This window comes from Thermococcus atlanticus, from assembly GCF_054657855.1.
Genome location: NZ_BAAHXX010000001.1, coordinates 491,555 through 514,101, shown reverse-complemented (window position 1 = coordinate 514,101; position 22,547 = coordinate 491,555). Strand labels below are relative to the sequence as shown.

At 51.8% G+C, this 22,547-nt stretch carries 23 protein-coding genes; 9 read left to right on the top strand and 14 right to left on the bottom strand.

The window, feature by feature from the left end:
• The first annotated feature begins 87 nt into the window (after positions 1–87).
• Positions 88–1,881, top strand: a complete 1,794-nt coding sequence (gene infB / locus ACYQ27_RS02725; RefSeq protein ID WP_456453613.1) for a translation initiation factor IF-2 — start codon at positions 88–90, stop codon at positions 1,879–1,881.
• On the opposite strand, the gene ACYQ27_RS02720 is transcribed toward infB, so the two are convergent.
• The 3 genes from ACYQ27_RS02720 to ACYQ27_RS02710 form a co-directional block, all read right to left on the bottom strand.
• Positions 1,844–3,268 (bottom strand): ATP-binding protein, encoded by a 1,425-nt coding sequence (locus tag ACYQ27_RS02720; protein WP_460040963.1) that lies wholly within the window; start codon positions 3,266–3,268, stop codon positions 1,844–1,846. The two genes, infB and ACYQ27_RS02720, sit on opposite strands and share 38 nt — an antisense overlap.
• A 26-nt stretch (positions 3,269–3,294) precedes the next feature.
• Entirely contained in the window at positions 3,295–4,554 is a 1,260-nt protein-coding gene (rlmD, locus tag ACYQ27_RS02715; RefSeq protein WP_460040962.1) for a 23S rRNA (uracil(1939)-C(5))-methyltransferase RlmD, read from the bottom strand.
• A gap of 71 nt (positions 4,555–4,625) precedes the next feature.
• Positions 4,626–5,840: an aminotransferase-like domain-containing protein gene (locus ACYQ27_RS02710; protein WP_460040961.1), complete on the bottom strand. Its 1,215-nt coding sequence runs from the start codon at positions 5,838–5,840 to the stop codon at positions 4,626–4,628.
• Positions 5,841–5,914: 74 nt separating this feature from the next.
• Between ACYQ27_RS02710 and gyaR the strand changes: the two genes are divergently transcribed.
• Positions 5,915–6,919 carry a glyoxylate reductase gene (gyaR, locus tag ACYQ27_RS02705; protein ID WP_460040960.1) on the top strand — a complete coding sequence of 335 codons (1,005 nt, stop codon included), beginning with the start codon at positions 5,915–5,917 and terminating at the stop codon, positions 6,917–6,919.
• Here the strand turns inward: gyaR and ACYQ27_RS02700 are convergent.
• From ACYQ27_RS02700 to ACYQ27_RS02680, 5 genes are all read right to left on the bottom strand, one after another.
• Entirely contained in the window at positions 6,916–7,329 is a 414-nt protein-coding gene (locus ACYQ27_RS02700) for a type II toxin-antitoxin system VapC family toxin (RefSeq protein ID WP_460040959.1), read from the bottom strand. The two genes, gyaR and ACYQ27_RS02700, sit on opposite strands and share 4 nt — an antisense overlap.
• Positions 7,316–7,543, bottom strand: a complete 228-nt coding sequence (gene vapB, locus ACYQ27_RS02695; RefSeq protein WP_460041769.1) for a type II toxin-antitoxin system VapB family antitoxin — start codon at positions 7,541–7,543, stop codon at positions 7,316–7,318. The genes ACYQ27_RS02700 and vapB overlap by 14 nt, the downstream gene beginning before the upstream one ends.
• A 72-nt stretch (positions 7,544–7,615) precedes the next feature.
• Positions 7,616–8,344, bottom strand: a complete 729-nt coding sequence (locus ACYQ27_RS02690; RefSeq protein WP_460040958.1) for a hypothetical protein — start codon at positions 8,342–8,344, stop codon at positions 7,616–7,618.
• A 4-nt stretch (positions 8,345–8,348) separates the two neighbouring features.
• The gene (locus ACYQ27_RS02685; RefSeq protein ID WP_460040957.1) at positions 8,349–10,376 is read right to left on the bottom strand and encodes a hypothetical protein; all 2,028 of its coding nucleotides are present in this window, start codon (positions 10,374–10,376) and stop codon (positions 8,349–8,351) included.
• Positions 10,373–11,773 (bottom strand): hypothetical protein, encoded by a 1,401-nt coding sequence (locus tag ACYQ27_RS02680; RefSeq protein ID WP_460040956.1) that lies wholly within the window; start codon positions 11,771–11,773, stop codon positions 10,373–10,375. The genes ACYQ27_RS02685 and ACYQ27_RS02680 overlap by 4 nt, the downstream gene beginning before the upstream one ends.
• Before the next feature lie 139 nt (positions 11,774–11,912).
• On the opposite strand from ACYQ27_RS02680, the gene ACYQ27_RS02675 reads away from it, so the two are divergent.
• Both ACYQ27_RS02675 and ACYQ27_RS02670 read left to right on the top strand, forming a co-directional pair.
• Positions 11,913–12,140 carry a type II toxin-antitoxin system HicB family antitoxin gene (locus tag ACYQ27_RS02675; protein ID WP_460040955.1) on the top strand — a complete coding sequence of 76 codons (228 nt, stop codon included), beginning with the start codon at positions 11,913–11,915 and terminating at the stop codon, positions 12,138–12,140.
• Complete coding sequence (locus ACYQ27_RS02670; protein ID WP_460040954.1) at positions 12,137–12,286, top strand: type II toxin-antitoxin system HicA family toxin; 150 nt, start codon at positions 12,137–12,139, stop codon at positions 12,284–12,286. The genes ACYQ27_RS02675 and ACYQ27_RS02670 overlap by 4 nt, the downstream gene beginning before the upstream one ends.
• Positions 12,287–12,496: 210 nt before the next feature.
• Here the strand turns inward: ACYQ27_RS02670 and ACYQ27_RS02665 are convergent, their stop codons facing one another.
• From ACYQ27_RS02665 to ACYQ27_RS02640, 6 genes are all read right to left on the bottom strand, one after another.
• Positions 12,497–13,219, bottom strand: a complete 723-nt coding sequence (locus ACYQ27_RS02665) for a DUF72 domain-containing protein (RefSeq protein WP_460041768.1) — start codon at positions 13,217–13,219, stop codon at positions 12,497–12,499.
• Positions 13,220–13,270: 51 nt separating this feature from the next.
• Positions 13,271–13,948 carry a diphthine--ammonia ligase gene (locus tag ACYQ27_RS02660; protein WP_460040953.1) on the bottom strand — a complete coding sequence of 226 codons (678 nt, stop codon included), beginning with the start codon at positions 13,946–13,948 and terminating at the stop codon, positions 13,271–13,273.
• 228 nt (positions 13,949–14,176) lie between these two features.
• Positions 14,177–15,265, bottom strand: a complete 1,089-nt coding sequence (locus tag ACYQ27_RS02655) for an ABC transporter ATP-binding protein (protein WP_460040952.1) — start codon at positions 15,263–15,265, stop codon at positions 14,177–14,179.
• A 5-nt stretch (positions 15,266–15,270) separates the two neighbouring features.
• Entirely contained in the window at positions 15,271–16,140 is an 870-nt protein-coding gene (locus ACYQ27_RS02650; RefSeq protein WP_456397134.1) for a carbohydrate ABC transporter permease, read from the bottom strand.
• Complete coding sequence (locus tag ACYQ27_RS02645; protein WP_456397136.1) at positions 16,140–17,084, bottom strand: carbohydrate ABC transporter permease; 945 nt, start codon at positions 17,082–17,084, stop codon at positions 16,140–16,142. The genes ACYQ27_RS02650 and ACYQ27_RS02645 overlap by 1 nt, the downstream gene beginning before the upstream one ends.
• Positions 17,085–17,096: 12 nt before the next feature.
• Complete coding sequence (locus ACYQ27_RS02640; RefSeq protein ID WP_456453535.1) at positions 17,097–18,716, bottom strand: ABC transporter substrate-binding protein; 1,620 nt, start codon at positions 18,714–18,716, stop codon at positions 17,097–17,099.
• A 192-nt stretch (positions 18,717–18,908) separates the two neighbouring features.
• On the opposite strand from ACYQ27_RS02640, the gene ACYQ27_RS02635 reads away from it, so the two are divergent.
• From ACYQ27_RS02635 to ACYQ27_RS02615, 5 genes are all read left to right on the top strand, one after another.
• On the top strand, positions 18,909–20,057 hold the full coding sequence (locus ACYQ27_RS02635; RefSeq protein ID WP_460040951.1) for an inositol-3-phosphate synthase: 1,149 nt from the start codon (positions 18,909–18,911) through the stop codon (positions 20,055–20,057).
• 184 nt (positions 20,058–20,241) lie between these two features.
• Positions 20,242–20,841, top strand: coding sequence for a DUF4443 domain-containing protein (locus tag ACYQ27_RS02630; RefSeq protein ID WP_456454029.1), 600 nt, complete (start codon positions 20,242–20,244; stop codon positions 20,839–20,841).
• Between the two features lie 90 nt (positions 20,842–20,931).
• On the top strand, positions 20,932–21,573 hold the full coding sequence (pyrF, locus tag ACYQ27_RS02625) for an orotidine-5'-phosphate decarboxylase (RefSeq protein ID WP_456454030.1): 642 nt from the start codon (positions 20,932–20,934) through the stop codon (positions 21,571–21,573).
• Positions 21,554–22,081 (top strand): RNA-binding protein, encoded by a 528-nt coding sequence (locus ACYQ27_RS02620; RefSeq protein WP_456454031.1) that lies wholly within the window; start codon positions 21,554–21,556, stop codon positions 22,079–22,081. Before pyrF ends, ACYQ27_RS02620 begins: the two co-directional genes overlap by 20 nt.
• Positions 22,081–22,527: an FAD synthase family protein gene (locus tag ACYQ27_RS02615; protein WP_456397148.1), complete on the top strand. Its 447-nt coding sequence runs from the start codon at positions 22,081–22,083 to the stop codon at positions 22,525–22,527. Before ACYQ27_RS02620 ends, ACYQ27_RS02615 begins: the two co-directional genes overlap by 1 nt.
• Positions 22,528–22,547 lie beyond the last annotated feature (20 nt).

Genomic DNA, 22,547 nt, shown 5'->3' with positions numbered 1-22,547 from the left:
ACCATCAGGGATTACTACAGTGGTTTTTAAATCTTGCCCCGAACCCTTTAAAAGGCCATGCCGGATTTAACCTCAGAGGTGAGATAAATGAGGAGGATACGGCAACCGATCATAGCGGTTCTCGGTCATGTTGACCACGGAAAGACCACTTTGCTTGATAGGATAAGAAATACTAATGTTGCAGGTAAAGAAGCCGGCGGGATAACCCAGCACATCGGGGCAACAGAGGTTCCCATCGAGGTTGTGAGGGAACTGGCCGGTCCGCTCATAAAGCTCTGGAAGGGTGAGATAAAGCTTCCCGGCCTGCTCTTCATCGATACACCGGGGCACGAGGCCTTCACAAGTTTGAGGGCGAGGGGAGGAAGCCTGGCTGATCTGGCAATCCTGATCGTGGACATCAACGAGGGCTTCCAGCCTCAGACGATAGAGAGCATTGAGATACTCAGGAGGAACAGGACGCCCTTCATAGTTGCTGCCAACAAGATAGACAGGATAAAGGGCTGGAAGGTCGAGGATGACGAGCCGTTCCTCGTGAACATTAAGAAGCAGGATCAGAGGGCACAGGGTGAGCTTGAGACCAAGCTCTGGGAGCTGATAGGCAAGTTCTACGAGATGGGCTTCCAGGCAAACCGCTTTGACCGCGTCCAGAACTTCACGAGGGAGCTTGCAATAGTCCCGATATCGGCAAAATACGGCATAGGCGTTCCCGAGCTGCTCGTCCTCATAGCAGGTCTCAGCCAGAAGTACCTTGAGGAGAAGCTCAAGATAGAGGTCGAAGGCCCGGCACGCGGTACAATTCTCGAAGTTCGCGAGGAGCTCGGTCTGGGAACGACTATTGATGTTATCATCTACGACGGAACCCTCCGCAGGGACGACACCATCGTCGTCGGCGGTAAGGACAAGGCGATAGTCACTAAAATCCGCGCGCTCCTCAAGCCCAAGCCCCTCGATGAGATACGCGACCCGAGGTTCCGCTTCGACCAGGTTGAAGAGGTGGCAGCGGCCGCGGGTATAAAGATAGCCGCTCCCGGCCTTGAGGAAGCTTTAGCAGGCTCGCCGGTTATAGCGGCCCGCTCGGAGGAAGAAGTTGAGAGGGCGAGACAGGAGATACTGGGCCAGATACAGAGCGTTGTCATAAGCACCGGCAAGGTGGGCGTTATAGTCAAGGCAGACACCATAGGGTCTCTTGAGGCCCTCAGCAAGGAGCTGCAGGAGAAGAACATCCCCATAAGGAAGGCCGACGTCGGGAACATCAGCAAGACCGACGTTATGGAGGCCTTGAGCGTCCGTGAGGAGGAGCCGAAGTACGGCGTCGTTCTGGGCTTCAACGTTAAGGTGAACGAGGATGCTGAAGAGGTCGCCAAGGCCAAGGGAGTTCAGATATTCACCGGCAACATCATCTACAAGCTCATCGAGGACTACGAGGCGTGGATAAAGGCGGAGGAGGAGAAGAAGAAGCACGAGCTCCTCAGCAGGGTAACCTTCCCGGGCGTCATCAGGCTCTATCCGGATGAGAGGTACGTCTTCAGGCGCAGCCACCCCGCGATAGTCGGCATCGAGGTGGTTGAGGGCAGGATCAGGCCGGGCGTAACACTAATCAAGCAGAACGGCCAGAAGGTTGGGACGATAAAGTCCATCAAGAGCAAGAGCGACTTCGTCCAGGAGGCCAAGAAGGGCGATGCCGTTGCGGTTGCAATCGAGGGGCCCATCGTCGGCAGGCACATACACCCCGGCGAGACGCTCTACGTTGACCTGAGCAAAAACGACGTGGTAATCCTCGCCAAGCAGCTCAAGAACGAGCTGGACGAGACGGACATAAAGGCCCTCAAGATGACGGCGAAGGTTAAAGCGCAGCAGGATCCGTTCTGGAAGGCGGTCTGAGTTTTCGAATTTCTTTATCCTTCCCTTTGAACCTTGGCCCATCGAGATCCTCCAAGTCCCATACAAGATATCCTTCAGCTCTAAGCCCTTCTTTTCCATCAACGCTTTTGGCAACCAACCCATAGCTCTTCTCCAAATCGTCCAGCCCAACTAGCCCACTTTTTCGCTCCAAATCCCTCAAAATCCCCCTAGCTTCCCTCCCGTTAAGGTCTTTCCACTTGACCTCTACAAATAACGCCCTCTTTTCTCGCTCATTCAACGCAACAAGGTCAATCTCCTCATTCTTACGCCACCACTTCCCGATCTTCGTGAACCTAAAGGGAAGCTTGCCCGCTTTGTTCAGTTCCCTGAGAAACTGCTCCGCTATTTTCTCAAAGACGAAGCCAAGATAGCGGTTGTATCCCTCCTCAAAGTTCTCGATGTAGCCAAAGTCAAAGAGCTGGGAGCGGTTTGGGTAGACAAAGCGGAACCAGAAGGTAAAGTAGAGGTCACTCAGATAGTAGCGCGCGTTCCTCCTTCTTTCAGGCTCTCCGACAGGATGCCTTTCCTCAACTATGTGAAGCGTCTGAAGGTTGCTGAGGTACTGGGAAACGGTTGAACTTGGAAGTCCAGTAAAGCTCACTATCTCACCGAACTTTGTCTTTCCAAAGGCTATGGCCTTGAGGATGGAGAAGTAGCGCGCCGGCTCTCTCAGCTCGGTTTTAAGTAGGAACTCCGCCTCGTCGAATAGGGGTTTATTCGGCTGAAACACTTCTTCGAGCTTCTCTCCAGCCTTCAGCCTGAACTGAACCTCCTTTATGTATGCGGGAATGCCGTCGGTTATGCCGTAAATCCTTACAAGCTCCTCCCAGTCCCTCTCAGGGAAAAACTCCCTCAGATGAAAAAAGCTCAGGGGCTCAAGCTTTATGGAAAGCGTCCTCCTCCCGTAGAGCGGGCTTCTATAGCCAAGGACGTGACTCTCTATGACGCTTATCGAAGAGCCAGTGAGGACGAGCTTGATATCCTTTAAACCATCCCAAATCTTCTGGAACTTCGAGATTATTGCCCTGTTGGACTTTATCAGGTTGGGGAACTCATCTATTACCAGAACTATTCCCGAGCCATCGAGCAGCTCAAAGAGTTCCTCCCATGAGAGTTCGGCCTTTGCTATGACCGGGTTTTCCAGTGCCCTGGCTATCAGACTTCGGAAGGCGCGCAGGTTTTCCTCCTCCAGGGTTTCCTCGGCGAAGAAATATATGTGCTTGAGCCCCTCCAGAGATTTTTTAACGAGGGCGGTCTTTCCTATCCTTCTCCGGCCATAGATTATTACGAGCTCCTTTCTCCCGCTGGTGTACGCTTTTCTCAACGCTTCGAGCTCATTCTTACGATTCACAAATTGTTCGTACATAATTATGATAATCAGATTTGAACTATTTAAAACTTTCTAACCAGCTCCACAACGGCCTCAACGTGCGGCGTGTGCGGGAACATATCCACCAAAACCGCACCTTCAACCCTGTAGGCCTTCCTCAGGTGGTTCTCATAGTCGAGTTTAAACGCCTTGGGATTGCAGGAGATGTAAACGACCCTCTCAGAGCCGCTCTTAACCAATAGCTCTCCAGCCTCTCTAAGCCCCTTCCTCGGCGGGTCAACTATTACGGTATCGTAGTCGCCTATTGGCGTTTCCTCGGCCCGACCGACACGGAAAATGGCGCTAACACCGTTCAGCTCGGCGTTTTTTCTCGCCATCTCCACCGCGAAGGGGTTGAGCTCGACTCCCTCCACGCTGAAGCCCCTCTTAGCCAGCCAGACGCCAAAGGTTCCGACGCCGGAGTATAGGTCGAGGACTTTTTCGCCATCGGTGAAGTCCTCGACGGCCTTCAGCAGGAGAACTAAGGCGTAGCTGTTGGTCTGGAAGAAGCTGTCGGGGTGGATGAGGTAAATGACATCCTTTATCCTCTCCCGTGTGAAGGGCTCGCCGGCTATGAGTTGAGGCTCTCCCCTCGGGTCATCCCGCTCATCGGCCTTGATGCTCCAGTAGAGGGACTCTACCTTAAAGTAGTCCCTGAAGGCCTCTATAATATCCTCCGATGGCTTCCTGTGGGCGATGAGGTTCACCATCACCTCCCCCGTGAGCTTGCCCTCTCTGACCTGCAGGTAGTGGACGTCGCCAGCTTTCCGCTTTAAGTTCCAGGGCTTAAGCCCCATCTCGGAGAGAAAATCTCTGAGGGCACGGAGATATTCAGCCGTTCTCTTCGAGAAAACCGGGCATTCCGAAAGGTTCACCACCCCCGACGGGCTTCCGTACTCCTTGAGGCCGATTCCGGCGGTTGTAATGATGAAGTTGCTGATGTTGCGAAACCCCCATATCCTGGGCGAACCTTTGATCTCCGCCTCTATCTCCGTAATCCGTTCAAAAACCTCCGCCTTAAGCCTGAGCTGCTCCCCATACCTTAACCCCTGCCAGAGACAGCCGCCGCAGGTTCCAAAGTGGGGGCATCTCGCCCTCTCCCTGAGTGGCGAGGGTTCGATGAGCTCAAAATCCTTTGCAAGAAGTCTGCCGAATCGCCTTTTGGTCCTTCTAACTCTCACCACGTCGCCTGGATACGAGAACGGCACGTAGATCAGCCTTCCGCCCGTTTCCAGTATTCCCAGACCGTCGTCACTTATCCCCTCTATCCTCCCTCCTATCATGGAGCCCATTTGGATTTTATGGCTTAAGAACGTTCTTCCCAGATAGCGTCGGAAAGGAAAAGAATGGAGCGTCAGAACTTCCTGCGATAGAACTCCGCAAGCCTTTTGACACCCTCCCGTATCTCTTCCTCGCTCGGCCGTGAGAAGTTGAGGCGGAGTGCGTTTCCTCCGCTCTCGTCGGTGTAGAAGGGTTTTCCCGGCACAGTTACGACCCCGGTTTCCTCCATGAGCTCCGAGGCAAAGGCCATTCCATCTGCTCCCTTCGGCAGGAAGAGCATCACGAACATTCCCGCTATCGGCCGCGTGAATTCCACCTCCGGGAGGCCCTCTTCGAGGGCTTTAAGCATAGCGTCCCGTTTTCTTCTGTACCCGGGCAGTGCCTCTTTTAGGTGGTATTCCTCGAAGTAGCCGCGCCTTATGTATTCCAGGGCTATGTACTGGGAAATCGTGGGGGCGCAGAAGTCTATGGGGGACTTCTCCATGAGAACCTTCTTCCCTATGGCACCCCCTGCTATGAGCCAGCCGATCCTGAAGCCCGTCCCCATGACCTTGCTCAACGTCCCGACCACGATGACCCTTCCGGCGCCGTCCATGGCCTTCAGCGGCTTTGTTTCTCCCTCGTAGCGCATGAAGTTGTATGCAGAGTCTTCCACTATGAGGAGGTCGTGCTCCTCGGCCACCTCCAGCAGGGCCTTTCTCCGTTCCGTGCTCATGGTGATCCCCATGGGGTTCTGCCCGGTGGGGATGGTGTAGATGAACTTAACTTTCTCCCCCCTGCTTTCAAGCTCCCTAAGCTTCTCTTCGAGGAGGTCTACCCTCATGCCCTCCCCGTCCATTGGGATTCCCACTATTCTGGCCCCAAGCTGCTCGAAGGCCAGGAGGCTGTTGATGTAGCTCGGGTTCTCGGTTATGACTATGTCTCCGGGGTCTATGAGAACCCTTCCCAGGAGGTCTATGGCCCCGGTTCCGCCCACCGTGATGATTATCTCTGACGGATCCACCGTGTAGCCCTCGTATTTTTTGAGGAACCCTGAGAGCTCTTCCCTCAGCTCGGGAATGCCGTTTGCGGGGGTGTACATGACGGATTGGGGAATCTCCCTGAGAATTTCCCCGGCGAGCTCGCCGAGGACTTTCCGGGGTATGAGACCGGGGTCCGGGTCGCCCGCCGAGAGACTTATGAGCCTTCTCCCCCCGGCCCTGAGCTCCGCGGCCTTTTTCATAACCTCCGCCAGTGCCGACCCTTTAATCCAGTTGGCCCTTCCGGCCAGAAACTTTATCTGCTCCATATCACTCACCTCAACATGGGTGACAGCATTTAGATTTCCGTCGAAATGGTATATAAGCGTATCCGGGTGATATCATGAGGCCGAAGGTCTTCATAACGAGGGCAATTCCGGAGAACGGTATCGAACTCCTGAGGGAGCACTTTGAGCTCGAGGTCTGGGAGGACGAGCACGAGATTCCGAGGGATGTTCTGCTTGAAAGGGTTCGCGACGTGGATGCCCTTGTCCCAATGCTCAGCGAGAGGATAGACGGTGAACTGTTCGATGCGGCACCGAGGTTGAAAATAGTCGCCAACTACGCCGTCGGCTACGACAACATTGACGTCGGAGAGGCGACCAAAAGGGGAATCTACGTCACCAACACCCCGGACGTTCTCACCAACGCCACTGCAGACTTCGCGTGGACTCTTCTCTTAGCTACGGCGAGGCACTTGGTTGAGGCCGACAGATTCACGCGCTCCGGCGAGTGGAAGAGGAAAGGTGTTGCCTGGCACCCGCTGATGTTTTTGGGTTATGACGTCTACGGCAAGACGATAGGAATAGTCGGCTTCGGAAGGATCGGCCAGGCGGTGGCGAAAAGAGCCAGGGGCTTCGGGATGAGGATACTCTACAACTCGCGCACGAGGAAGCCGGAAGCTGAGAAGGAACTCGGCGCCGAGTTCAGACCGCTTGAAGAGCTTTTGAGGGAGAGCGACTTCATTGTTTTAGCCGTCCCGCTGACAAAGAAGACTTACCACATGATAAACGAAGAGAGGCTTAAGCTGATGAAGCCCACCGCGATACTCGTCAACATCGCAAGGGGCAAGGTGGTTGATACAGAGGCGCTCATCAGGGCACTCAAGGAAGGCTGGATCGCTGGCGCCGGTCTGGACGTCTACGAGGAGGAGCCCTACTATAACGGCGAGCTCTTCAGCCTCGACAACGTCGTCTTAGCCCCCCATATAGGGAGCGCCACCCACGGTGCGAGGGAGGGAATGGCGGAGCTTGTGGCTAAAAACCTCATGGCCTTCAGGAACGGCCAAATCCCGCCGACGCTCGTGAATAGGGAAGTGGTGAATGTCAGGAAGCCGGGGTTTGATTAGAGGAGAACGACGCTTATGCCCAGTTTCTCCGCCACTTTTCCTTGTTTTTCGTCGCAGGTGACGAGCGTGGCGTTAAGCTTTTGTGCCTGAGCTATGAAGAGGGCATCGTATATTGCGATATTATGTTCAACGCTCAGCTCAAAGGCCCGTCTAAGATATTTCCGGTTCTCCTTGATCGTTATTACGCCCTTATCAACAAGGAGTTCCAGAGCCGAGAGGAGCTTCTCCCCGTCCTCCCTGCGGAGGTTTCTGTATATCCGCACGTTCTTCCAGATTACGTTGGTGGTCTCGGTGAGGAGCATCTCAACCGCGTGGGCGTTGCTTTCCGGCTGGAGGTAGGGAACTACTTCCATCCAGCCCTCTTCCTTCAGGAGGAACTTGCAGAGGGCCGATGTGTCAATGACTATCACGGTCCTCCCTCACGATCCGTTTTGCCGTGCCCTCCGGAACTCCGGGGAGAGACCCAACGAGCTGGATTACCTCTTGGAGGGCCTGTTTTTTCTCCTCCTCTTCAATACGCTTTTTGATGAACTCCCTTATCTCCTCGCTCCAGTTGATGTCATACTTCTTCATCTCACGCCTGAGCTCCGGTGGAACTCGAATGCTCACAACCGCCGAGTTCATGTATTTCACCATATCTGATTTAGGTATTACAAATCTTAAACTTTTCGTATTCCATTGGATTTGGAGTTTGAGCTATCCCAGATGGCTTAAAAGTACGTACATCATAAGCTGGGGGAACGCTATAAAAAGAAGAGCCGGCAGGATACCCGGTTTTCTTGAAACATAAACAAAGAGCAGAACCAGCCCGACCATGGCCGCCAGAGCGGAGGCCATTCCAACTACAGGAGCCGCTTTAAACGCGGCCGAGGCCATTACAGCTGGCAATGCAACATCCCCGGAGCCGAGGGAGTATCTATCGCTGGAAACGGGTCTTTCAGAAAAGCTGGGAGAAACGGCCCTGACGATGGTTTTCATATGACCTGTTATGAAGACGGCGATAAAGTCATAAACTGCAGTTATGGAAAGGAGCAGAGCGGCATCACCTGGATCCATACCCTTCCCAACGAGTCCGGCCAAAACACCAGCTATCGCCGCAACGGACGCATTTTCTGCCCTTTCTCCTGCAGTAATTCTTACAATGGGGGCAACGATTGAAAGGTACCACGGTAAACTGAGGGAGCTGAGGAGGTATGCAAACGCTAAGGTAAGAAAAGCGAGTTCGAGGGCAAATAGAAGCCTTCTAATCAGAATTGACCCGAAAAGTTTGATGACTAAGAGCATGAGCAGCGTGGAGATGAGTATAAGAAAAAAGAAGTGGAAGGGGTTCGCTGTTCCTCCCTCCCCTTTCACTGCGATGGACAGGAGGAGGGCAACGAAATACCATGCCGCTATTTCCTTCCTGTTCCCCCTTAGTGCCAGCATGCCCTCACCCGAGGAGCCTTTTCAGCGTTTCTCTGTTCCTCTCGAAGCCGTTGAGAGTTACCCTTTTCCTCCCCAGCAGCGATGGTGCCCCCGCCATGGTTCTGAGGATAGAGTCAGGGGGTATTTCCCTGGCGTGGAGGGTCTCTGCCAAGCGAGCCTCTAAGAGCAGGAGGTGTGAGGCCTTCGAATGGGCGTAGTCAAAAAGGAAATCCTCGGCGGTGCCGTATCTTTTGAGGAGCAGCCTTGCCCTGAAGGGAATCATGATGTTATTCACCAGCTCTTTGGCCTCTTTTTCGTCCAGGTAGTTCCTGAGGTACCTCCCCAGCTCCTCACCTCTCTCTTCGGCTTCCTCCTCGCTCAGGTTCCCCTCCATGAGGACTGCCACGAAATCCTCCACCTTTCTCCGCGGGGATTCGCGCTTGAAGAGTCCAATCTTCCTGGTCTCCGGGATCTTCGCCAATATCTGCGTTACTTCTTCCTCGATGGCTTCAATGTATGTTTCATCCTTCATGAGGGCCGTTACCTTTGATAAAACCTCCAACTCAGCCCTTATCTCATCAGTGATATCGGCACTCGGAACCATTACTTTGGCCCTTTCTAGGATGTCCATCATCCCTCTGGTGATGTCTCTCCCATTCCCCTGTAGGCCCCTTATCGCCAGCGATTCGTAGGCCGAAAAGACCATCCTGAGGAGTGTTGCCCTTTCTAAGGCCCTTTCAAGTTCTTCCTTGGGAGGTTTTCCATCCAACATCTTGAGCAGTGGAACCCACTCCACCGGAACCTCGTGTGAGGCGAGCTCGCTGAGGTTCTCCATGGATTCGATGAAAGCCCTTGTCAGCTCTGGATTCTTCCCGAGGAGCTCAATCAGTGAAAGGCCGAACTCATCCTTCCACCTCTCTGACAGCTCCTCGACTGAAATCAGACCAACAGACACGTGGAGCAGTTCCCTCACCGTGTGCTTGCTCTTCATGGCCTTTTCCAGCGCCTTAGCCAGCGCTGGATCCTCCTTCTTCGCCACCTGCCTGAACTCCTCCAGCGCTCCGAGGATCTTCGCCACGGGCTCCACGTGCTCTTTACTCACCCCTTCCTCCGCTGCCCATTTGATCATTGCCCCCGTTGCCTTGCCGTATCTCCCCACTATCCTGTTCAGCTCCTCCGTTGCCTTCACTACAGGCTTCCCGTTCTCCTCCTCCACCCTTATCAAACCGTTCTGCACCAGCCACGAGAAGATCTTCGATTTTCTTTCAGGAATATTGCCCGTCTCTAACTTCAGGTCAACGCCCATTCGTTTCAGTGATTCTATTGCAACGTCCTCGAGTGCCGGCTCCCTCTCGGTGATGATTTTGATGGCGGATGTTACAGTCCGTTTTTCTTTTCTTTTCTTCAATCGTTGCTTAATCTCATCGCCGTGCAACTTCTGGAACTCTTGCTTGATCTCTTCTGCCACCTTGTAGAATTGGCCTTTGTTGGGATGTTTCTCTAATAATTGTTTAAGGTCTCCCGTTTTCTCTAGCTCGTCGCCGATAAGTTTGAGTGTCTTTTCGTCGGGGATATATATTTCTGTCAGCCTTGCCAACTTTGTGGCAAGTGATGCTATTCTTTTAACATCTTCGTACGTCAGATACCCACTTTCTATGCCATCGTGTAGTAGCAATGAGAGGAATTCTTCCATGTGATCTTTGTCCATCTTTGGGTCGAAATATTCTAGAGAGTCTGGGTCTGCGATTAGGTCATACTTGCGTCTAGGAATATCTTTGATCTCCGATAGCGCCCAAAGTAGCAACTTGTGGAAAAGCGTTGCTCGTGCAGATGTCACCGCATCTAAGTCTTCTTTATATGCATCGATAACATCTGGGCCAAAGCTATCCTTATCCTCTGATTCGTCGAAGGCTTTTTCCGGCGAGGGAGCTGGATGTATTTTTTCAAGTAGTTGCGTAAAAAGTTTCCAACCGCCTTTTATGTTGTATCCGACGGCTCGACGCACAATTTCTCGCCTTTCAGGATCTTCTGGGTAGATCTCGAAAAGGATCATTCTCTGCTACCTCCCGATGTTATATTATTGGTAGCCACCATGATGTATTGTACAGTATTTGTGCTGAGATGTATTGTCAGAGCATCCGGTGACGGTAACGATCGTATGAACGTTGTTGCTCCTATAACGTTTGAGAGCGCGCTACAGAACAGACCTTTTGCATACTCTCTACCCATCTTTTTGATCCTACTCATTGCTTTTTCTACGTTCTCTATTTGTTGTCTCGCTTCGTTTGCTGCAGACACAATTTTTGATTTTTCTCCCATTCCAAGATCTTTAGTTATTGCCTCTTTGATGGCATTTTTTAATTCTTTTACTTGCTTCTCCTTTGAGAGTCCTCGCAAATCGACTTTTTTTGTCGATATCTTGTACTTTTCCCATAGGAATGTTTTGAGGTCCTTTAGTTTTTTAGGATCATCTATTTTGTCTAGATATGCAAGCTCTTTGAACAGCTTTATTGAATCATCTTGGAATGCACTGTTGATCATTTCAGCTTCAACAATGTGTCCTGTTTTCTGCAATTTTTGGATAAGTGGGCCCGTTGATTCTTCGAGGCGTGCAATCGATTTTCCAAAGTTTTGTATGTCTTTGAAACTACTTATTGTGTCCCCCGAGGTTATAGTGCTTTTAATTATTGGATCTAATCTTCTGGCATCCTTAAGGAATGTTATTGTTGTTCGCAGGCCTGTTCTGCTCGCCGCAACATCTATGCTTGTGCCTCTCAATATATGCTGTGTTGCTATACCTCCACCTGTTGCCCACAGGAGTATTGCACTTGTTTTTGCCGCAAAACCCATATTTTCGAACGAATTCTGTATCAGTTCTGTTCTGTAAGTGTATGCTGTTATGAATCCGCCTACGGTACAGCCTAGCACGTTTCCTGCAAAATCTGCTACACCCAGGCCGGGCATTAGGCCATTGCAGAGTGCGGCCGTGATAATACAAGGGGTGACATATCGTAGTGTGATATTTGCTTTTGTGAATTGTTTTTCAATTACGCTCTCTTGGCCACTACCGTAATTGCCGCAGTTTTGCTTGTTGAATGTTATACTTAGCACATAGCTCTGATATTTTGTACTATCTCCTTGTGTCTCGTTTATCAATTTGATTATATCTCCACATTTTTTATCCTTCCACTCCTCCGCATCCTCCACCCACACCCTCGGCTTTCCACCATCGAACTCTATCATGAAGTCGTAGTCCCTCTGGTCTGCCGGCCCGCCTTTCTTGGCGTAGTAGGCCAGAGAAGAGTATCCGACGTAGTAGTTCCAGTCGTATTCCTCCGTCTTGAATCCACCGTTCTTTGCACCGACGCCATCGCAGGGATCCTCTGCACCGAGCGCTGCCTGCATCACGGACCTTGTCACACTTGACAGGGGGGCAGGGATTAGTATCACCCTTTATTATTCCTGCCCGAATCCTAATAAGTTTTTCTTGGCGTGAATAAGTACGGAGCTTTCCAGAATGAACTTCATTTAGAGGGATATTGCATGTGAGATAATAGTTGGCCCCTCTTAACAACATTGGTGAGTGGAGATGAAGGTCAAGGTGGTTCTTGAGCCCCAGCCCGAGGGGGGTTATGTTGCCTACGTTCCGGCCCTTCCGGGATGCTTTAGTCAGGGGGAGACGAAGGAGGAGGTGCTCAAAAACATAAAAGAGGCTATTGAGCTCTACCTTGAAGTTCTCGAAGAGAAAGAATTGGGAAAGACGCTAAAGAAGTTTGTGCGCTCGGAAGGTAGCCAGATTATTGAGGTGTCCCTGTGACAAAGCTTCTGCGGGATGTTTCTGGAGAAGATGCAATCAGAGCCCTTCGAAAGTTGGGTTATTATCCTGTCCGCCAGAAGGATTCTCACGTTATTCTAATCGGTCCAACAGGAAAAATGATAACCATACCCTCCACAAAAGCTTAAAGACCGGCCTTTTGAGAGCCATCCTCAGGGAAGTGGTATTTCTGTTAGGGTGTTCATCGAACTCCTTGAGGACCCATGAGGCTCAAGGTTTCGATACTTATCATCATAAATCCTTTTTGAACGTCTTTTAATCTCGGGCCAATCATCGTCGAAGTCCCTGGTCAAGATATCAAAATGGGAATGGAATTTGTGTAAAGCTTTATCGAAGCCCTACGTCTCGTTCATCATCACCCTGAACCTCTTGGCATTGGCACACATGTCCGAGTTGTTGAAGAAGACGAAGCTCTCCCCTCTATTCCAGCCGAGGACGCGCTCCCTTATCTTCTGCAGCTCCTCATCGCTGTAGGAGTGGCGGTAGATTATCCTTCCTTTCTCATACTTCCCGTGAAGCCGGTAGTAGTTCACCTCGCCTCTGTGAGGCGGAACCCTCACGAGCGGGTCGGTCACGTCTATGACATCAAACTCCCTCACAAAGCTCTTAACACCGTTCTCACTCCAGCCCCTCAGCTCGACAGCTATCTCAAAGTCTCCCCTCCCCGCCACTTCGAAGAACCTTTCGGCGTTGGCGAAGCTCTCCTCGCTCTCCCTGAAGCTCCTCGGCAGCTGAATGAGTATGAACCTTGCTCCTAAAATTTCCGCTTCCCTGAGGGTTAAGCGCCAGAAGTGAAGGACATCGCTCGTTGGTCTCAGCAGGCCGACGCCTTTGCCCGGCTTTATGTTGCTCCTCCTCCATGTCGGGCTGTTCGGCGGATGGGTTACGCCCTGAAAGGCCTTGATGGCGAAGGTAAAGCCTTCAGGGGCCTCTTTACGCCAGCGTTCGAGCGTTTTTTCCCGGAGAACCCGGTAGAAGGTCTGCTGCACCTCTATCGCATCGAAGTCGCGGTAATAGCGGGAGTGACTCTCGCAGAAGCCGCATGTCCCGACGGAAATCATTAACCCCACCAAATTGGAATCAGCAGACCAAAAAATAAAGATATTGGTGAATCATAACTTCTGCTCCAGATGGGCTCTCCTGACAACCAGAACCCCCGAATACGTGTATCCGTCCCAGATTTTTTCAACTTCATCAAAGACTATCCTCGCCCTAAAAAACGGCGCGTCCCTGACGAAGGTCTCAAATTCCCCTCCTTCCCCGGCCACGTGAATTTTATACTTCCTGTGGAGTTTTAGGAGCTCCTCAAGCGCCTTCTCATCTATTTTTCTCCCCAGCCATCCCCCATCAAGGCCGTAAGCTGAAACCCCAACAATGACGGCATCGAAGATTCTGATTATCTCCCTCATGTAATCCACAGGGTCTCTGTGCCATGCGGGGGCAAAGCTCTCCAGTCCAAGCTCCTGGGCGACCATATCAACCCTTCTCTTCTGGTATTCACTCGCAAGAGCCCCTGCAACTATACCCTCCACATCCAGTTCCTCAAGGATGCCCCTGAGGTCTTCCACCTCCTTTTCCTTCTCACCGCTCGTGAAGCCCTTTATCAGCTGTATCCCTGTGGCCTCGGCCTGAAGCTCCGTGAGATGAATGTTCGGCACGTGATACATGTAGCTCTCCTCGCTTTCACTGATCATGCTCACGAGATATTTGACCTCAAACCCCTGATTCAGTGCCCAGTAAAGGGCATAGTTTGAGTCCTTTCCGCCTGAATAGAGGACAGCGACCCTCATAACACCACCCGAAAGTTTTAAATCACATTGGGTTAATTTAATTCTGTCTAAGAGTTCTCGGGTGGGCTTAAAAGTTTTTGGAGGTAGGACATTGAAAGCCGTGATTCTGGCAGCGGGCCTTGGAAAACGGATGGGTTACATGTCTAAGGGAACCATAAAGGTTGCGGGGAGGGAAATTTAACAAACCTTAGAGGCGACAGTCTGGTTGGTATGGAAAAATAGGGAGAACTAAACCAGGAACTCCAGCGCTTTCTCAGTCTTTTTATCGAAGAGGACAATTCTGTCTTCCCTGAGCTCCACGGTCACCTTTTCTCCAAAGCTGAAGTGCTCGCCCTCGGGTGCAAACACCTTAACAAACGCCCCATCAACCGAAACGGTGACAATCTGCTCCCTTCCCAGCGGCTCGAAGGAGTAGACCTCTCCCGCAAGACCTTCCCTTTTTTCCCTGAGGACCTCCGCATCATGCGGCCTGAATCCAAGGAGAACCTCCTTTATGCCGAGCTTTTCAACCAGTTCCCTGTACTGGGCCGGAACCGGTATTCTGCTGCCATAAACATTCAGATAGCCATTCTCAGCATCAACCTCCGCATCAACGAAGTTCATCGGCGGGTTTCCGAGGAATCCCCCAACAAACCTGTATTTTGGCCTGTAATACACATCATCTGGTGTTCCAACCTGGAGTATCTTACCCTCCCTGATAACCGCTATCCTGTCGGCCATTGCCAGCGCCTCGGCCTGATCATGGGTAACGTAGATGGCGGTAATGCCCAGCTCCTTTTGCAGCCTCTTCAGCTCTGCCCTGACTTCAATCCTGAGGAGGGCATCGAGGTTGCTCAGGGGTTCATCCAGAAGCAGGACATCGGGTTCTTTCACCAGCGCCCTCGCTATCGCAACCCTCTGCTGCTGGCCGCCGCTCAGCTGCCATGGATAGCGGTCGAGCAGATCCTCTATGTGGAGCATTCCGGCAACCTCCCTGACCTTCACCGTGATTTCCTGCCTCGGAACCTTTCTCAGCTCAAGCGGGAATGCTATGTTGTCGAAGACCTTCATGTGGGGATACAGCGCCCAGTTCTGGAAGACAAGCCCAACGTTCCTGTCCTTGGGGGGTATGTCCGTGATGTCCCTGTCATCAAAGTATATCCTTCCGCCTGTCGGTTTATAGATTCCTGCTATCGTGTACAGCAGCGTTGATTTTCCGCTTCCTGAAGGCCCCAGCAGAGCCATGAACTCTTTATCCTCAATTTTCAGGCTGATATCCCTCAGAGCAATAAAATCATCAAACTTCTTGGTTATGCCGTCGAGGATAATCCTAACCATCTCAATCACCCCTTAATTCCGCCCGAGTAACCCTGAAGGAGGAGCTGCTGGGCTGTGATGAAAAAGATTATAGTCGGGAGCAGGTAGAGGGTTCCTGCAGCAGCTATCATGGGCATGTGGGAGAATTCTGCCTCGATGTTTGCCTCGATGAATGTGGCAAGCGTCTGATCTATCAGGAATGTCCTCACGTAGATTATGTCCTGCCAGCCGGCCAAAAATGCAAAGAGGGCAACCGCCAATATGCCCGGCTTTATCAGAGGGAGCATGATTTTTCTCCAGACCGTTATCCTTGAGGCTCCGTCTATTATGCCGGACCACTCGAACTCCCAGGGTATTGTGTCAAAGAAGCCCTTCATCAGCCAGACCGACATCGGGATTTCAAGGGCAGCTCTCGCGAATATAACATACATGAAGGAATAGAGCCGGACGATGTCCATGCTCTGGGGAAATGTCAGGCGGTAGAGGAGGTAAACCCCAACAATCAGCGCAACTCCGGGGAATGCATGAAGAACCAGAAGGAGTATCATCATGTGCTTTCTTCCCCTGAAGTTGACCCTGGAAAGGGAGTAGCCGGCAAGGGCGCTGACTGCGGTTACAACCCCCGCAACGCCGAGGGCCACAATGAGGGTGTTGAGCGTTATCCTCAGGATCGGAGCCCGGATTCCTCCTGTCGTGGCCAGCTTCCCGTGGAAAACGCTGATCCAGTTCTCAAGGGTGAGGTGGAATGATGATGGATTCAGATTTGTCACCATCTCTGTGCTGAAGCTTGAGATTACGAGCAGGGAAAAACCAACAATCAGAGGCAGACTCGCGAGCAGGATTGCGAGTATTATAACCCTGCTGTACCTCCTCGGCCTTGTTTCAACGTCCTTCATCAGAAGTCACCCCTCGGTCTCTTCATCATTCTCTCAAACTTCAGAACCTTCAGGGTTACAAAGCCGCCTATTATGCCAATGACCGACAGGAGCACCGCAGCGGCAGCGGCCAGCCCCTGATCCTGCTCCCCCATTCCGAAGGCGGTGTTGAAGACATAGAGCGCCAGTGTTGTTCCGTAGTCCCCGTTCACAAGATCCCACTGCACGAGGAGGAAGAGGTGGGGATACGTCGTGAGGAGGCTGAGGAACTGCCATGTAAGGACATAGAGGAGGTGCCATCTAATCATGGGTATTAAAATCCTCCTCGATATCTGCCAGGAGGATGCTCCATCGACCCTCGCTGCTATCACAAGCTCCCTCGGTATCTGATTCAGGGCCGATGTAAAAACTATCATGCCGAAGCTAACACCCACAAGACCGTTAACAAAGATTATTATGCTCCAGGCCCCCCACGGGACAATCTGGCCCCATGGAATCGGCTGCGAAATTACGCCGAGCTTCATCAGAATCGAGTTCAGAGTTCCAATCTCGCTGCCGTGGAAGAAGTAGTACCAGACGAGGCTGTAAACGGCGATGGGAGACATTCTCGGCAGAAGCCACAGGAGCCTGAAGGCTGAGGCCGGTTTATCCTCTATGAAAAACGTCGCCAGAGCCAGAGCCAGACCTCCAAAAACATTGATGATGAGCGTAATCCCGACAAAAACCACCGTGGTCAGGAGAACCGCCTTAAACGTCGGGTCGTGCTGGAACATGTAAAGGAGTCTGTGATAGTTGTAAAAACCGACAAACTCCGTAAGATATTTGCTAACATTCCAGTTCCTCATCCGGGTGAAGCTTATATAAACCGTCATGATCAGGGGCACTAAATAGAAGAGCACAACCATAACCGCCATTGGAGAGAGAAAAAAGGAAAGGGTCGTGAGCTTTTCCCTCTTCACATTCATGAAATCACCCCGTCACTGCGGGAACTTCCAGTTCTCCGGAATCTCCCCGACAATTTCAACATTCTGGGCGAGCTCTGAATCGGCCTTCACCTTCTGGATTATAAAGTTAACCGCGTCTTTCGGTGTCATCTCTCCCCTGAGAACCCTGTCCACGGCCTCTTTGAAGATATCCGCAAGTGCCGGGTACTTCGGATGGGCGGGAGCAAGGTGGGTGTATTCGAGCATGTAGCTCACGTTTGCCAAAAACTCGGCGTTTATCGGGTTAACTGTAGCCTTCACGATGTCCTTTATGTTGTCCTTGACGGTTGGATCAAGGTCAAGGTTGAGCGCTTTGAGGTCATTGAGCCACTTTTCGTCCTTGATGAGCTTGGCAGCGGCCTTTCTGACCGGCAGGTGGGCTGAGATGACGCTGTGGATTGCATTTATATCCGGATCACTGGCCTTTACCACCATGAGGAACGCGAGCTCATGATATACGTCCTTGAGCTCATCGTATTTCGGGTTCTGCTGGCCGGCCTTGGAGTTGATCATCCAGATGAAGGGCTGGCTCAGCGTAACCGGCTTATCCCCCTTCTCTCCGGCCGGGAAGAGCGTGTAGTAGAACCACTTTTTAACTTCCTCGGGGGTCAAGCTTCTCCCATTGTAGTACTGCTTGGTCTGCCATTCCGTCCAGTACCAGGTTCCGCCTATGTCGAAGAGCGTTTTTCCTTCAACGACGGTTGGGTGTATCTGCTTGGCCCAGTCCCAGCTCATTATGTCCTTCGGGAGAAGGCCGTCACGGGCAAACTTCCACTCAACGTACAGCCACTTGTAAACTGCGGGAACGTCGACGACGAGCTTTCCTGTGTTAGGGTCATAGAGCTTTCCACCGAAGGCGAAGATGAACTGTATCAGGTCCGGGTGAGCCGAGCCCTTCCTGTGGATGAGACCCCACTCAACACCGCTTTCCTTGGCCTTCTTGGCCCACATGTAGACATCGCTCCAGGTAAATTCTCCATTCTTCACCTTCTCGTCAAGCCCGTTGAGGTTTAGACCTATCCTTGCCGCAACATCCTTTCTTATGTAGAGCGGCCTCGCCTCGGTGTCCTGCGGCAGGCCGTAGAGCCTTCCTTTGAACTTTGAAGCCTCGATAAGTGACGGGTAAAAGTCGTCGATGACGCTCTTGTATGCTTTGGCATAGTCGGTTATGTCGAGGATGTATCCCTCATCCGCCAGCGTCGGCAGGAATGCGTAGCTGTTCACAAAGAAATCTCCAGCCTGTCCGAGGGGCTGCTTGCTCAGATACTCCTTGTATGCATCCTGGAAAGAAGCGACATAATGGGTGTCCGTAATTGTTATCTTCACCTTAATTCCGTTCTTTTCCCAGATTCTGTTTATTCTCCTCGCCGCCTCAACGATTCCATAAACTCTCATGACGCTGTTTGGATCGCCCGAGCCCCATGCAGAAAACCTAACCTCGCTGATTCCGTTCTGCTGGAGAGCCTTACCCACGGCAACCGCATCCTTTGTGAAGTCTCCTGTAAGCTGGATTTTTGCAGAAGAAGTCTGCGTTCCTCCACCGCCGCTTATGCAGCCGCTGGCAACCACTCCGAGAAGCACCAGAGCCACCAGCCAGATAACCCTCGCCCTCATTGATATCCCCTCCAAAGCTTTCAAAACCAGAGCCCAGAAGGCTCTAAACTGTTATTCAAGAAAGCAGACAGGTGCCACCTTTTAGTTAGGATTTGTTATTTATAAAATTTTTGGAGTCCGGACAGATAATTTATAACCGAAAACTATTTAATGAACATAAAATATTGTATAGCAGAATAAGGAGGTGGAAAGATGGTGAAGGTTGTCATACTCGGACAGGGCTATGTTGCCAGCATCTTCGCGAGTGGCCTTGAGAAGATAAAGGCCGGAAAGATGGAGCCCTACGGCGTTCCCCTCGCCGACGAGCTTCCGGTTAAAATCAGGGAGATAGAGATAGTCGGTTCCTACGACGTTGATGCCTCCAAGGTCGGAAAGAATCTCCACGAGGTCGTCAGGAGTTACGACCCTGAGGCACCGGAGAGCCTCAAAGGCCTGACCATAAGGAAGGGGATTCACCTGAGGAGCCTCAGGAACCTTCCGATCGAGGCCACCGGCCTTGAGGATGAGATGACGCTCAGCGAAGCGGTAGAGCACCTCGTCAACGAGTGGAAGGAGCTTAAGGCAGAGGTGTTCATCAACGTCTGCACCACGGAAGCTTTTGTCCCCTTCGGAAGCAGGGAGGAGCTTGAGAAGGCCATCGAGGAGGACAACAGGGACAGGCTCACCGCGACCCAAGTCTACGCCTATGCCATAGCCCAGTACGCCAGGGAAGCCGGCGGGGCTGCCTTCGTCAACGCGATTCCAACGCTTATAGCCAACGACCCGGCCTTCGTCGAGCTCGCCAAGGAGAGCAACATGGTTATCTTCGGTGACGACGGAGCAACGGGAGCGACGCCGCTCACAGCTGATATACTCAGCCACCTCGCCCAGAGGAACAGGTATGTGCTTGACATAGCCCAGTTCAACATCGGCGGAAACAACGACTTCCTTGCCCTAACTGACAAGGAGAGGAACAAGAGCAAGGAGTTCACCAAGAGCTCGGTCGTCAAGGAGCTCCTCGGATACGATGCTCCCCACTACATCAAGCCCACCGGTTTCCTTGAGCCGCTCGGAGACAAGAAGTTCATAGCGATGCACATCGAGTACGTCAGCTTCAACGGTGCCAGGGATGAGCTCATCATAACCGGCAGGATAAACGACAGCCCAGCTTTAGCGGGCCTGCTCGTTGATCTGGCAAGGCTCGGAAAGATGGCGGTCGAGAAGAAGGCCTTCGGAACCGTCTATGAGGTCAACGCCTTCTACATGAAGAACCCGGGACCTAAGGAGAGGGGCAACATACCGCGCATCATTGCCAACGAGAAGATGCACATCTGGGCTGGCTTAGAGCCGAGATGGCTCTGACCTTTCCATCCATTTTCCAGGCGTGTCCAAAGTCGGGGTTGTTTCGTTTGATGCTTTATTGAAGTTTTTGCACTCCCAGGGAAAACCACCTGAGGGGCTAACCGCATAACTCAACCATCAACAATTTCAGACATTTTCCAAAAAGTTTTTTATTAAAGGCACAAACTTTTCTTGGGGAGGAAGAATGAGCTGGAAGAGGGGAGCATATCCGGAGTTCAGCCTTGAAGATGCACTTGCCGTTATCTTTATGCTGAAGAACCCGACTGGAAGAAAAGCCATATCCGATGAGCTCGGCCTTGGAGAGGGTAGCGTGAGGACGCTTTTAAAGAGGCTCTCGACCCTCGGAATCATAACCTCAACACAGAAGGGTCATTTTTTGAATGAAAAGGGGATTCAACTCCTCGGGAGAATAAAGGAGCTGTTCTCCGAGCCGGTTAAAGCTGAAAAAATTGATGGGATGCCAGCGGTCGCCCTGAAGGTCAGGAACCCGCCGGGATTCAAGAGCATAGAGCTCAGGGATGAGGCCATAAGATTCTTTGCAAGGGGTGCGATGATTCTGCTGATCAAGAACGGAGAAGCGGTTTTTCCGGAGGACGAGCGAAAGCTGAGGGAGACATTTCCGGAGATTGTCCGGAGCATAGAGTCCCTTGCACCCGATGAGGGAGATTTAATAGTAATCACATGGGCGGAAAAGGATGCAGATGCCCTGAAGAGCGCCATACACGTGGCGGTATCACTCAAGGAAGACGAGCTGCCCAGGGAAATCGTGAATCTGACGGGATGAAGGGGCAAATCATCAAGGGGCATGAGCTATCCGGGGATACCCTAAATCTAAAAACAAAATCCAGAATCCAAAATCTGAAGGGGTGGAATTATGAGCAGGTTGATTCTTGCGCTTGACGTGTACGAGAGGGAAAAAGCGCTGAAAATTGCCCGGGAGACCGGGGATTTTTTGTGGGGGATAAAGGTCAACTGGCCTCTGATTCTGGGTTCCGGCATTGACATTGTCGGAGAACTGAAGGAAGAAACAGGACTGCCAATAATAGCAGACCTGAAGCTCGCAGACATCCCTAACACCAACAGGCTTATAGCGGGGAGGGTCTTCGAGGCAGGGGCAGACTACATCATCGCCCACGGCTTCCCCGGGAGCGACAGCGTTAAAGCCGTGATGGAGCTCGGGGAGACGATAATCGTCGTGGAAATGAGCCACCCCGGGGCAGGGGAGTTCATCCAGCCGGTGACGGATAAACTCATAGAGCTCGCCAACGAGCTTGAGCCCTTTGGCGTTATAGCGCCTGCAACAAGGCCCGAGAGGGTCAGATACATAAGGAAAAAGCTCCACAGGAGCATCAAAATTTTAACACCGGGCGTCGGAGCGCAGGGAGGAAAGGCTAAAGAGGTTTTAAAGGCGGGTGCGGATTACATAATAGTCGGGAGGGCCATATACACCTCCGGGAATCCAAGGAGAGCCGCTGAAAATCTCTGGAGGGAGATGAATGCCGGCACTGAAGGTTAAACACCCCCTGAGCAAAAAGGAAGTTAAGGAGATAATGAGAATCATGAAGGAATCATTCGGAGAGGAAGCCGCTAAAAAGCTCATAAAGAAAAAAGATAAGGTTGAGCTGGCGGAGTTTGATAAAACAACCGAGATAATACTCGTAAACGGGAAGCCCGCATTCATAAAGAGGAGAGGGCTTATATTCCCCCTTGTTATCGCTCTCTACCGGATTTCAAATGAGAATGAGGAAGACCTCAGAAAATGGAGAAAGAGGGTAATAGTGGATGCCGGAGCGGTGCCGTTCATATTAAAGGGAGCCGATGTCATGGCGGCGGGAATAACGGATGCAGACGAGCAGATTGAGGAGGGAGATTTTGTTTTTGTTGCCGAGGAGGACTATGGAAGACCGCTGGCAATAGGTATAGCACTGATGGACGGAAGGAGCATGGTGGAAAAACCAAGGGGAAAGGCCGTTAAGGTCATCCACCACGCCAAGGATAAAATATGGGAGCTGACGGTGGGATAATGGGAACGGGAAGGAAAATAAGGGTTCTGGTTGGGGGGGTTTTTGACCTCCTCCACGTTGGACACATACACTTCCTGTCACAGGCCAGAAGCCTGGGTGACGAGCTTATAGTAATAGTGGCCCATGATGAAACGGTTAAAAGGATGAAAGGCAGAGAACCCATAAATTCAGCTGAGGACAGGGCGGAACTCCTGAGGGCCCTCAAGATGGTGGATGAGGTCTATATCGGCAATCCCAACGAGATAAGCTTTGAGCTGGTCAGGCGGATTAATCCCGATATCATAGCCCTCGGTCCCGACCAGTTCTTCAATGAGGAGAAACTGAAGAAAAGCCTGAGGGAGAGCGGAATAAACGCCGAGGTGATAAGAATACCGTACATGTACAAGAGGGACAGGGCAAAGACGAGCAAAATAATAGAGAGGATTGTAGAGACGTTCTGCGAGTGATTTCAGCATCTGATTTCATC